This window comes from Caballeronia sp. GAWG1-5s-s (assembly GCF_023631445.1).
Taxonomy (GTDB): domain Bacteria; phylum Pseudomonadota; class Gammaproteobacteria; order Burkholderiales; family Burkholderiaceae; genus Caballeronia.
On record NZ_JALQDC010000030.1, the window covers coordinates 170,742 to 182,839 of the forward strand.

Annotated in this window: 10 protein-coding genes and 1 pseudogene; 7 read left to right on the forward strand and 4 right to left on the reverse strand. The window is 65.1% G+C overall.

Annotation, left to right across the window (positions count from 1 at the left end; genetic code table 11):
- Nucleotides 1-75: 75 nt before the first annotated feature.
- The 3 genes from NCR34_RS23170 to NCR34_RS23180 form a co-directional block, all read right to left on the reverse strand.
- The gene (locus NCR34_RS23170; RefSeq protein ID WP_250501130.1) at nt 76-2,493 is read right to left on the reverse strand and encodes an FdhF/YdeP family oxidoreductase; all 2,418 of its coding nucleotides are present in this window, start codon (nt 2,491-2,493) and stop codon (nt 76-78) included.
- A gap of 94 nt (nt 2,494-2,587) precedes the next feature.
- Nucleotides 2,588-2,782 (reverse strand): hypothetical protein, encoded by a 195-nt coding sequence (locus NCR34_RS23175; protein ID WP_250501131.1) that lies wholly within the window; start codon nt 2,780-2,782, stop codon nt 2,588-2,590.
- 83 nt (nt 2,783-2,865) lie between these two features.
- Nucleotides 2,866-4,071, reverse strand: a complete 1,206-nt coding sequence (locus NCR34_RS23180) for a sensor histidine kinase (RefSeq protein WP_250501132.1) — start codon at nt 4,069-4,071, stop codon at nt 2,866-2,868.
- 375 nt (nt 4,072-4,446) lie between these two features.
- Between NCR34_RS23180 and NCR34_RS23185 the strand changes: the two genes are divergently transcribed.
- From NCR34_RS23185 to NCR34_RS23215, 7 genes and pseudogenes are all read left to right on the forward strand, one after another.
- The gene (locus NCR34_RS23185) at nt 4,447-5,481 is read left to right on the forward strand and encodes a substrate-binding domain-containing protein (protein ID WP_206470401.1); all 1,035 of its coding nucleotides are present in this window, start codon (nt 4,447-4,449) and stop codon (nt 5,479-5,481) included.
- 43 nt (nt 5,482-5,524) lie between these two features.
- Entirely contained in the window at nt 5,525-7,036 is a 1,512-nt protein-coding gene (locus NCR34_RS23190) for a sugar ABC transporter ATP-binding protein (protein ID WP_250501133.1), read from the forward strand.
- Nucleotides 7,033-7,983 (forward strand): ABC transporter permease, encoded by a 951-nt coding sequence (locus NCR34_RS23195; protein WP_250501134.1) that lies wholly within the window; start codon nt 7,033-7,035, stop codon nt 7,981-7,983. Before NCR34_RS23190 ends, NCR34_RS23195 begins: the two co-directional genes overlap by 4 nt.
- Nucleotides 7,980-8,966, forward strand: a complete 987-nt coding sequence (locus tag NCR34_RS23200; protein WP_250501135.1) for an ABC transporter permease — start codon at nt 7,980-7,982, stop codon at nt 8,964-8,966. Before NCR34_RS23195 ends, NCR34_RS23200 begins: the two co-directional genes overlap by 4 nt.
- Nucleotides 8,967-9,017: 51 nt before the next feature.
- Nucleotides 9,018-9,926: an SMP-30/gluconolactonase/LRE family protein gene (locus NCR34_RS23205; protein WP_250501136.1), complete on the forward strand. Its 909-nt coding sequence runs from the start codon at nt 9,018-9,020 to the stop codon at nt 9,924-9,926.
- A gap of 36 nt (nt 9,927-9,962) precedes the next feature.
- Nucleotides 9,963-10,982 (forward strand): ABC transporter substrate-binding protein, encoded by a 1,020-nt coding sequence (locus tag NCR34_RS23210; protein WP_250501137.1) that lies wholly within the window; start codon nt 9,963-9,965, stop codon nt 10,980-10,982.
- Nucleotides 10,983-11,073: 91 nt separating this feature from the next.
- Nucleotides 11,074-11,202, forward strand: a pseudogene (locus NCR34_RS23215) (AbrB/MazE/SpoVT family DNA-binding domain-containing protein); the annotation flags it as partial.
- Nucleotides 11,203-11,232: 30 nt separating this feature from the next.
- On the opposite strand, the gene NCR34_RS23220 reads toward NCR34_RS23215, so the two are convergent.
- Nucleotides 11,233-12,000 carry a DeoR/GlpR family DNA-binding transcription regulator gene (locus tag NCR34_RS23220; protein WP_250501139.1) on the reverse strand — a complete coding sequence of 256 codons (768 nt, stop codon included), beginning with the start codon at nt 11,998-12,000 and terminating at the stop codon, nt 11,233-11,235.
- Nucleotides 12,001-12,098: the final 98 nt, after the last annotated feature.

Genomic DNA, 12,098 nt, shown 5'->3' on the forward strand with positions numbered 1-12,098 from the left:
ATAGCGTGCGAAAAATAGACAGATCGTGCGGAAAAAGCGGCAGGCTCGCTTTCGCCTGCCGCCGTTTAGCCGCGCTCAGTTCGGCGTGTTCCGCACGCGCCGATGCTCCGGCTCTTCCGCCGCGACGGTGGCGCCGGTCTTGTCGTTGGGGACGTCGCCGTGCTGCCACGTGTGCGCGTCGGCGCCCACCTGACAGTCGCCCTGGCTCAGCGAGAGCAGCACCGGAATCGACTTGTACGCCGGCGTGCCGCTGCGCGCGTCGTTGTCCGAGAGCGACACGAGGCAGTTGGCTTCCGGATAGTACGCGGCGATGGACCCCTGCGCGATATCGAACGCGACCGCAGTGAGTCCGCACAAACGGCGCGAGCCGCCGACGCTGACCGTGCTTTCGATCGTCTCCAGATCCACGAGATCGCCGTGTTGAAGCCCGCGCGCTTCGAGATCGCGTTCGTTCACGAACACCACGTCGCGCCGACCCGTGATGCCGCGGTAACGGTCATTGAAGCCGTAGATCGTCGTGTTGTACTGATCGTGGCTGCGGATGGTCGCGAGAATCAGCGCGTCGCTGCGGTCCACGCGCGGGTCCATCATCACGCCCTTATGCGCGATGAAGCGCGCGCGTCCCTCCGGCGTATCCCAACGGCGCGCAGCGGCGGCGTTGAAAAGGCGGAAGCCGCCCGGGTCCTGAATGCGCTCGTTGTAGCGCTCGAACTGCGGAAACACTTGCTCGATGAGATCGCGGATGCGGTTGTAGTCCGCCACCCAGCCGTCCCAGTCGAGCGACGGATCGTCGAGCGTCGCTTTCGCGATGCCCGCGACGATGGCCGGTTCCGAGCGCAGATGTTCGGACGCGGGCGGCAGCGACCCGCGCGACGCATGCACCATCGACATCGAGTCTTCGACCGTAATGGACTGCGGTCCGCTCTCCTGCACATCCAGTTCCGTGCGGCCGAGACAGGGCAGCAGGATCGTTTCCTTCGCGACCAGCAAGTGCGAGCGATTCAGCTTCGTCGCGATATGCACGGCGAGGTCGAGTTTGCGCATGGCCTCATAGCAGACGGGCGTATCCGACATCGCTACCGGCAGATTGCCGCCGAGCGCGATGAGCGCCTTCGCGCGGCCATCGCGCATCGCTTCGATGGCGGAGATCGCGCCGTGGCCGTGCTCGCGCGGCGGCGTGAAGCCGAACACGCGCCCGAGCGAATCGAGCATTTCCTGATGCGGTATTTCGGTGATGCCGACGGTGCGATCGCCTTGCACGTTCGAATGGCCGCGCAAGGGGCAGATGCCCGCGCCGTCGCGGCCCATGTTGCCGCGCAGAAGCAGCAGGTTGACGATCTGCTGCACGTTGGCCGTGCCGCTGTGGTGCTGCGTGATGCCCATGCCATAGCACGCGATCACCGCTTTCGCATTCGCATACAGCTTGCCGATGTGCTCGATCTCTTCGCGCTCGACGCCCGACGCGCCGACGATCTGCTCCCACGAAGTCGCGTCGATGTCGGCGATCAGTTCGTCGATGCCGCTCGTGTGTTCGTCGATGAACGCGCGATCCAGCACGCCTTCGCCGCCTTGCGCCTGGCTCTCGCGGTCTAGCGCGAGCACCGTCTTCATCATGCCTTTGAGGAACGCGACATCGCCGCCAATGCGCACCTGAATGTAATCCGTGGCGATGGCGGTCGAGCGGCCCGTGACCATTTCGACCGGGTCCTGTGGCGAGGCGAAGCGCTCGAGTCCGCGCTCGCGCAGCGGATTGAGCACGACGATCTTCGCGCCGCGCCGGGCGGCCGCGCGCAGCGTCGCGAGCATGCGCGGATGGTTGGTGCCGGGATTGTGTCCGATGCAGAAGATCGCGTCGCAGTGATCGAAGTCCGCGAGCGTCACCGTTCCCTTGCCCACGCCGATGGACTCGGGCAAACCGACGCTCGTCGGCTCGTGGCACATGTTCGAGCAATCGGGGAAGTTGTTGGTGCCGAAGCGCCGCGCGAACAGTTGATACAGGAACGCCGCTTCGTTCGATGCGCGGCCCGAGGTATAGAACTCCGCCATGTTCGGGTCCGGCAACGCCCGCAACGACTGGCCGATGCGTTCGAATGCCTCGTCCCACGAGATCGGCAGATAGCGGTCGGACGCGGCGTCGTAGCGCATCGGATGCGTGAGCCGTCCTTCGTCTTCCAGCGCGAAGTCGTTCCACGTCCACAGTTCGCTTACGGTGTGGCGTCCGAAGAATTCGGGCGTCGTGCGCTTCGTGGTGGCTTCCCACGAGACGGCCTTCGCGCCGTTCTCGCAGAATTCGAACGACGACGTGCTGCGCGGGTCCGGCCACGCGCAGCCCGGACAATCGAAGCCCGCGGGCTGGTTGACTTTGAGGAGCATCGTCGCTTCGCGCGCGACGCCCATTTGCTGCTTCAGCGCCCGCGCGACGGCCTGCAACGCGCCCCATCCACCCGCCGGTCCGCCATACGGGCCTACGCCCGGAACTTCACGCTTGCTCATTACTGCTCTCCGTTATCCGACCTGCGGATGGCAGCAATGCTTATGCCGGTCTGCGTCAGGGCGTGTTGAAGTGACTCGACCGCAGCGGCAGGCGTCATGACTTCGGGTCGGGCTCGGCTTCCGTATTGGTGCCCGTCTTGCCGTTGCTGCGGTTCGTTACCGCGCCGGTCTCGTCGAGCACGTCGTCGAGATCGTCGTCAGATTCGTCGGATGGCGCGCCGGATGGCGTCGACATCCACAACACGGCCGCTAAGGGCGAGCGACGCAGGGGCAGGGCGAGCTGAGTCATGGCGTTGTCCTCGGTAGTGGTCATTGCCTGTGGTGCAGCAAGCCGTCTGCCTGCGCCGCGAATGCGGCTCGCGACGGGTGCGTTCAGTCAGGCGCGTTCACGGTCAGCGTCCAGCGCGTGCCGCCGCCTTGTGCCGATTGCATCGTCAGTTGGCCGCCGAAGCTGCCGACGATGCGTCGCACCGTGCTCAAGCCCGTGTTCTCGCTCGCGCCGGGGGCATAGCCGCAGCCGTTGTCGCTCACTTCGATCTCCGCGCCCGCCGCCGTGCGCTGCATGGCCACGCGAATCTCGCCCGCGCAGCCAACGAAAGCATGCTCGACCGCGTTGGCGACCAGTTCGTTGACCACCGTGCCGATAGCCGCGCAGGTGTCGATGGGAAGCGTCGCCGCGCCGCGTTCAAGCGCCAGCGCGAGCGAGACGTCATGGCCGGGGAGATCGTAGAAGGCTTCGAAACTCGCGCTCATGTTTTCCAGATACGCGCCGAGATCGACGCTCTCCTCATGCTCGCCGAGGCCCAGCAGATGATCGTAGAGCGATGCCATTGCGAACACGCGGCGCTCGACTTCGCGATAGCCCTTCTGGACCGCGGGGTCCGCGCACTCGCTCGCGCGCCGTTCGAGGAGCGCGGTAATCATCTGGAAATTGTTGCGGATGCGGTGCTGCTGCTCGCGCAGGAGCGCGGCCTTCGCGTCGCGTTCTTCGGTCAGTTCCTCGTGCCGTTGCCTCGATTCGATGCCTTCCGCGAGGATCGCCGCAATCGAGGCGAGAAACGAGAGGTGAGATGCGTCGACTTCGTGCTGCTGGTCGTAATCCACTTCGAGGATGCCGTACGGTCCCTCGGCGCCGATGAGCGGCAGGCTCACCGATGTCACGACGCGGTATTCGCGCAGGATCGCGGGCGCGCGCTCGCCGCGTTCGGCGGGCACATTGGCGACGACGACCGGCCGCGCCGAAATCAGCGCCTCGCCGGGCGGATTGCCGGCTTCCGCCGTGCCCGCCTCGCGCCCGATCGCCGTGGCGTCCATCCCGACTTGAGCCTTCACGATGAGCGTGTCGTCGGCGCGCTGAAGTTCGAGGACCTTCGCCATCGGCGATGCGCAGCCGGCCGACGCAGCCTGTGCGGCGGCCTCTTGCAGCCGCGCTATCGAACGTTCGCCCTGGAATGCGTCGTGCAAACTCGCGAGCGCTTTTCGCTGCCGCAGGAGCACGGCCACCGGCACGGTCTCGGTCTCCGAGAACGCGAGGGTGTCGATGCAGGCGGCCCACGTGGCTTTGCGCGCGAAGCTCATGTGCTCTCACGGGATGTGCTGGCGGTTCAGCCATTCTAATGACTGGTTGCGGCCGGCGCTTGCGTCCTCGCGCATGGCCGACCTTGCGCGCCTGCGCCGAACCGGAAAAACCGACCTTTGCCGTGGACCGTGCGATGCCGTCCGCAGCACGCCGTTACCGGTAACGTAAGCGAATTGCGCGCGCTAGCACCAGTCGCTATACTGGCTCCGCGATTGCGGTGGCCTGACCACCGTGATTGGCCTGACCGCAGGACGAATCGAGCAGACTAACTGAAAGCAACGCATCCGCACCGCGTGCGAATGCGCCTGAAGGGGCGTGCCGATGACCGAGTCGCGTCGCGCCGCTCCACAAGAAGAATGAAAGGAGACGAACAGATGTTCCGTAAAGGAATGCCGGTCAAGGCCGCGCTCACGCTCGCCGTTTGCGCGCTCGCTGGCGCTGCCCACGCGCAGGTCGCCGCGGGCGATACGTCGCAAAAGAAGATCGCGCTGTCCAACAGCTTCGCGGGCAACGCGTGGCGGCAGTCGATGCTCAAGAGCTGGAACGCCGTCGCGCAGCAGGCCGTCGCCGACAAGAAGGTCGCCGCCGCGCCCGCTTTCACGACCGCCGAGAACCAGGTGACGGAACAGGCGCAGCAGGTGCAGAACCTGATTCTTCAGGGCTATAACGCGATCGTCATCGACGCCGTGTCGCCCACCGCGCTCAACGGCACCATCAAGAAGGCGTGCGCCGCGGGCGTCGTCGTGGTGTCGTTCGACGGCGTGGTCGACGAACCCTGCGCGTATCGCGTGAACTTCGACTTCAAGGGCTGGGCGGAACAGGGCGTCGACTATCTCGCGACGCGCCTGAACGGCAAGGGCAACATTCTCGAAGTGCGCGGCGTGGCGGGCATCTCCGTCGACAACCTGATGCACGAAGGCGTGCTCGAAGGGCTCAAGAAGCATCCGGGGATGAAGCTCGTCGGCTCGGTGAACGGCGACTGGACGCAATCGGTCGCGCAGAAAGCCGTCGCCGGCATTTTGCCGACGCTGCCCCAAGTCGATGGCGTCGCCACCGAAGGCGAGATGTCGTTCGGCATTGCGCAGGCGTTCAAGGCCGCGAATCGTCCCGCGCCGCCGATGATCATCGGCAGCACGTATCCCGAACTCCAGTGGTGGAGCGAGCAGACGAAGACGGGCTATCAGTCGCGTTCGCTGTCGAATCCGCCGGGCGCGGTGTCGTTCGCGTTCTGGGTCGCGCAGCAAGTGCTCGCGGGCAAGAAGATCCCGAAGGAAGTGACCATCAACGTGCCGCTGCTCGCCATTTCGCAGCAGGAGCTGCCCGCCAAGCTCGCCGCGACGCCGCCGGGCGGCCTGGCCGACGTGACGTACACGTTGCCGCAGACCGTGGCCTTGCTCGACAAGAAATAAGCACGACAGACGCAGGACAGACGCCACGCATGGAGGCATGTGAATGGGCGCAACAGCAACAGCAACAGCAACAGCAACAGCAGCCAGCGGCAACGAGGCGCAGGGCGCGCTGATCCGCTTCGAAGGAATCGGCAAGAGCTTCGGGCGGGTGCGCGCGCTCGCGGACATCGACTTCGGGTTCAAGCGCGGCGAATGCATCGGCATCGCGGGACACAACGGCGCGGGCAAGTCGACGCTGATGGCCGTGCTCGCGGGCGTGTATACGCCTACGCAAGGCCGCATCGAAGTGGACGGCCGCGAGGCGCCGCATTACGACGCGAACGCCGCGCGCGAGGCCGGCGTGCGCTGCGTGTTCCAGGAACTCTCGCTTTGCCCGAATCTGACGATCGCGGAGAACATGACGGTCGTGCATCCGCAATTGCGCGGGCGCGGCTGGCGCAAACGGGCGACAGCGCTGATGCGCGAGAAGCTCGAAGAGATCTTTCCGGGCAACGGCCTGAAGGGCAATGAACTCGTCTCCGACCTGACGCTCACGCAAAAGCAGATGGTGGAAATCGCGCGCGGCTTCACGGTGACGGATACGCCGGTGCGTCTTCTGATTCTCGACGAACCGACTTCATCGCTCGATGCCCACACCGCCGATCAGCTGCTCGACTTCGTGCAGCGCGCGGCGCAAAACGGCATCACGTGTCTGCTCATCACGCACATGCTCGGCGAAATCGAGCGCGTGGCGGACCGCGTGATGGTGATGCGCGACGGCGGCATCGTCGGCGTGTTGCCGCGCGAGCAGTCGAGCCGCGCATCGATCATTCAGGCGATGGGCCAGCAGCTCGAAGCGGAAAAGACGCCGGCCGCCGTGCGCGAGCGCAGCGCGCGCAGCGACGACAAGCCGTTTAGCTGGCACGTCGGCGCGAAGAAACATACGGTCATCGAAGCGTCGCGCGGCGAGATCGTCGGCTTCGCGGGACTCGCGGGGCAAGGACAAACCGAGGCGCTGCTCGCCATCTATGAAGCGGCGACCAAACGCGGCGCGTCTCGCGTGAAGGCGGCGTTCGTCGCGGGCGATCGCGGGCGCGACGGCGTGTTTCCGGTCTGGTCGATCGCGCAGAACCTCGACTTGCGGTGGCTGCTCGGCGGCGCGAAAGCGAAGCGCGGTCTCGTGGATCTGGCGGCGGCGCGCGCGCTCGTCGAAGCATGGCGCGCGAAGATCGGCATACGCGGCGCGTCGATGAACGCGGGCATTCTGTCGCTCTCGGGCGGCAATCAGCAGAAGGTGCTGTTCGCCCGCGCGCTCGCATCGGATGCGCAACTCATTCTGATGGACGATCCCACGCGCGGCGTCGATGTCGGCACGAAGCGCGATATCTATCGCCTCGTTCACGACGAAGCCGCGAAGGGCCGCACGTTCATCTGGTACACGACAGAAAACGAGGAGCTGTCGCACTGCGACCGCACGTATGTGTTCCGCTCGGCGGCCGTCACGCGCGTGCTGCACGCCGACGAATGCACGGAAGAAGCGCTCCTCGCCGCGAGTTTCGAGGAGCAGGCCGCATGACCCCCGCACGCACGACGTTTCAGGGCACGCAAGCGCGTCTGCGCGCGCTGCTTCCCGCCATCTCGCTCGTCGCGGTGCTGGTGCCCATTCTCATCATGCAGCCGACGGTGATGAGCTACTTCGGCTCCAGCCTGCTCCTGAATCTCGCCGTGCCGATCGTACTCGCGACGCTCGCGCAACTCGCGATCATCACCGTCAACGATCTCGACTTGTCCATCGGTTCGTTCGTGAGTCTGGTCGCCTGTATCGGCGCGACGCTGCTCGTGAAGCAACCGTGGCTCGGCACGCTCGCGCTCATCGGCTGCGTGCTCGCGTATGCGGCCGTCGGCGCGTTGATCGAACTGCGGCAGATTCCGTCGATCGTGGTGACGCTCGGGCTCTCGTTCGTGTGGAGCGGGCTTGCCATCGTGCTCCTGCCTTCTCCGGGCGGCACGAGCCCCGGCTGGCTCGGCACGGCGATGGGCTACCAGACGCCGTTCATCGCCGCGCCTATCGTGTGGTCGGTGCTGATCGCCGTCATCGGGCACTTTCTGCTGATGCGCACGTCGGCCGGCGTGCGCATTCGCGGCGCGGGCGGCAATCCGCGTGCGATGCGCCGCTTCGGCTGGTCGCTCGTGCGCAGCAAGGCGACGCTGTACGGCATAGCAGGCATTTTCGGCGTGCTGTCGGGGCTCTCGCTGCTCGGCCTCACGACTTCCGCCGACGCCAACCTCGCGCTGCGCTACACGCTGCTTTCCATCGCGGCGGTGATTCTCGGCGGCGGCGAGTTCGTCGGCGGGCGCGTGTCGGTCATCGGCGCTGTGCTCGGCGCGATCACGCTGACGCTCGCGGCATCGTTTCTGGCATTTCTCAACATCTCGGCGGACTGGCAGGTCGGCATGCAGGGCGCGATCCTGATCATCGTGCTGTCGTTGCGCGTGCTGCTGCAACGCGGGGAGCGGCAATGAAGACGCAGACATCGGGCGAGGCGATCGCCAACAACGAAACCGCGTGGACGCGGCTCAGAAGCCTTCAGGCGCCGTGGGCGTGGTCTTTCGCGGGCACGGTGCTCGTGTGGTTCGCGATCGTCGGCATCTTCGGCTTCGGCATTGCGAGCAACGTCGCGCAGACCGCGCTCACCTACGGCGTGTTCATGGTGCTCGTCGGTCTCGGGCAGATGCTCGTCATCACGTCGGGCGTCGGCAACATCGACCTCTCGGTGCCGTCGACCATCGCGCTTGCGGGCGTGGTCGGCATGCACGTGATGGGCGGTGAGAACGGACAGATTCTGCTGGGCGTGGCGGCGGCGCTCGGCGTCGGGGCGGCGATCGGCATCGTGAACTATCTGCTGATCCGGCTGCTGCGCATTCCGCCGATCATCGCGACGCTGTCCTCCAGCTTCATCATTCAGTCGATCGCCATCACACAAGGACGCCAGCTTCCGCCGCCGCCGCCCGCGCTCGGCGCGTTCGCGACGGGCCGGCTCTTGCATGTGCCGTATATCGCGCTGCTCGCGCTCGCGTTGTCGGTGGCGCTCGCGGTGCTGCTGCATCGCGCGGTCTATGGCCGCCGGCTTTCCGCCATCGGACAGAACGCGCGGGCCGCGTGGCTCGCGGGCGTGAACGTGCATCCGACGCGCTGCATCGCGTACGTGCTCTGTTCGATGATCGCGGCGCTGACCGCGCTCTTGCTCGCGGCGACCTCGGGCGGCGCGTCGCTCGACATGGGCGTCGAGTACATGCTGATCTCGATTGCGGTCGTCGTGATCGGCGGCACGCTGGTGACGGGCGGCAAGGCGACGATTGCCGGCGTGTGGGGCGCGTCCATGTTCCTGTTTCTGACGAACGCCGCGCTCAACGCAGTCGGCGCGGATGCGGGCGTGCGCGCGATCGTCTACGGCGTGCTCATCATCGCGGTGACGGTGGCGGCGGGCGGCAAGACCGCGCGCTGACATCCGACAATTTCGATCCACAGAATCGATCCACAGAAGGGACGAGGAGACATGAAACCGAGCGACTACGAAGTGCATGATCCGCGATTCAGGCTGCTGCTTCAGCCGAACGCGTTTCTTTCCAAAATCACCGACGAATGCCTGTGGGCCGAGGGACCGGTGTATTTTCCGGCGACGGACCTGCTCGTCTGGAGCGACATTCCGAACAACCGCATGCTGCGCTGGGCGCCCGGCATGGGCGTGGGCGTGTTTCGCGCGCCGTCGAACTACAGCAACGGCAACACGCGCGACCGCGAAGGGCGGCTCGTCACATGCGAGCATGGCGCGCGGCGCGTGACGCGCACGGAGCACGACGGCAGCGTGACCGTCATTGCTTCGCACTTCGAAGGAAAGCGGCTCAATTCACCGAACGATGTGGTCGTCGATTCGAAGGGCGACATCTGGTTCACCGATCCCGACTACGGCATTCTGAGCGACTACGAAGGCTATCGGGCGGACAGCGAGATCGGGCGATGCAACGTGTACCGCGTGTCGTCGCAGAGCACCGACGTGCAGCTCGTCTGCGACGACTTCGTGAAGCCCAACGGCCTCGCGTTCTCGCCGGATGAATCGCGGCTCTATATCGCGGATTCCGCGGCCTCACACGACGACGAAGCGCCGCGTCATATCCGCGTGTTCGACGTATCGAGCGAAGGCGCATTGCGCAACGGGCGCGTGTTCATCGAAATGCAAAGCGGCGTGCCGGACGGCATGCGCCTCGACGAGCACGGCAACGTCTGGACGAGCGCGGAAGACGGCGTGCACTGCTACGCGCCCGACGGCACGCTGCTCGGCAAGATCCTGATACCGGAGGTCGTCGCGAATGTGACCTTCGGCGGCATCAATCGCAATCGGCTGTTTATCGCGGCTACGTCGTCTATCTATTCGCTTCATGTCGGCGTGCGCGGCGCGGGACGCTGAGACGCCAGCACATCAAATCAAGAACCGGAGACAAGCATGAAGATCAGGAAACTCGCGTTGGCGCTGTGCATGGCATCAGCATCGGTGGGCGCGTCGGCGCAGGTTGCGACGGGCGATACGTCGTCGATGAAGATCGCGCTTTCGAACAACTATGCGGGCAACAGCTGGCGCCAGCAGATGCTCAAGAGCTGGTCGAACGTGGCGGACCCCGCCGTGAAGCAGAAGATCGTCGCGGCCGCGCCGAGCTACACGACGGCCGAGAGCCAGGCCACCGAGCAGGTTCAGCAGATACAGAACCTCATCTTGCAGGGCTTCAAGGCGATTGCGGTGGATGCCGTTTCGCCGACGGCGCTCAACGGCGTCATCAAGCAGGCGTGCGGCGCGGGCGTGACGGTGGTCTCTTTCGACGGCATCGCGACCGAGCCGTGCGCGTATCGCATCGCGGTGGATTTTCAGGGTATGGGCCGCATGCAGGTGGATTATCTGGCCAAGCGCCTGAACGGCAAGGGCAATCTGCTCGAAATTCGCGGGCTGGCGGGCGTGTCGGTGGATGACGAGATCCATCAGGGCATCGTCGATGAACTGAGGAAGTATCCGGGGCTGAAGATCGTCGGCTCGGTGCACGGCGACTGGACGCAGACCGTCGCGCAAAAGCAGGTCGCGGGCATTCTGCCGACCTTGCCGAAGATCGATGGCGTCGTCACGCAGGGCGGCGACGGCTATGGCGCGGCGCAGGCGATCAAGGCAGCGGGACGGCCGACGCCGATCATCATTCTGGGCAACCGGCAGGAAGAGCTTGCGTGGTGGGCCGATCAGAAGAAGAGCGGCTACGAGACGATGTCGGTGACGATTCCGCCGGGCGCGTCGTCGTTTGCGTTCTGGGTGACGCAGCAGATTCTCGCGGGCAAGAAGGTGCCGCACGATATCCGCATGCCGGTGCTGGAAGTGAAGCCTGAGGAACTCGATGCGGTGCTCGCGAAGACGCCGGCCGGGGCGCTGGCGAATAAGGAGTACACGCGCGAGGAAGTGGTCGCGGTGGTTGATGGGAAGAAGTAGGGCGAATCAGTAGAATAGCGAGGGGCGCGAGTGCATCGAAGCGCGCCCTCGCTCAGGTGATGTCGAGAAAATGGAAAAAGAAACGAAGGACACGCGCCGCCCGGCGCCTCCAGCGCGAGAGCGCTGGGCCGAAGCCAGTAAGGCGATTGCGGAGAGCGGCGAAGACGCCATGGCGATGGGCGAATTCGCGAACGCCGACGACGCAGAGTTGACGTGGTAGCGCGGTGAGCGCGGCGCGCTCGCCGCCCGCTCACGCGTACAAAATCTCGATTCCGTTCGCTTTAATCCAGTCCACGAATTCCCCGCCGAGTCCTTCGTCCGTCACCAGATAATCGATCCGGTCGATCGCCCCAAAGGCGGCAAATTCGCGCTTGCCAAACTTTCTGGAATCCGCCAGCAGGTAGACGGTCTTCGCTGCATCGATCATCGCTCGCTTGACGTGCAGGTCGATGAAGTCCGGGTAGGAGATGCCCGACTCCATTGACACGCCACCCGCCGCGAGAAAGAGCTTGTCGACGAACATCCCCTCGAAGAACGTCGAGGCCTTCTCGCCCGACACCGCGATCGTCTCCGGCTTGAAGATGCCGCCCGTGAGCATCACGCGGTTGGTCGGCTCCGCGCCCAGCAGAATGGCGATATTGAGCGCGTTGGTCACCACGCGCAGGTTTTGCCGGTCCAGCAGGTTCTTCGCGAGTTCCGTCGCGGTCGCGCCGCAATCCAGAATCACGGAATCGCCGTTTTCAATCAGGCTCGCTGCCTTCTTGCCTATCAACGCCTTCTCAGAACTCGTCGGCAGCACGGGCGTCTCGTAGGTGCGCCGCGTGCCATCGCTTTGCGTTGCCTTCAGCCGCACGTTGCCGTGCACGCGCTCGACGCGTCCTAGCCGCTGCAACTCGTCGATGTCCTTGCGGATCGTCGGCATCGACACGCCGAATTCGCTGGAAAGCTCCGAGAGCTTCACCAGTTTCGCGGTCTGCACGCGTTCGAAAATCTTCTCGGTCCGGGTTCGTTGATCCATTTTTGATTTTCCTGCGCAGGCGCTGCATGAACGCGCCTCTCCAGTGCGCATTGTGCCTGATCAGAAGATCGGTGGTGCTTCACTAGGTGTTTTCCCTT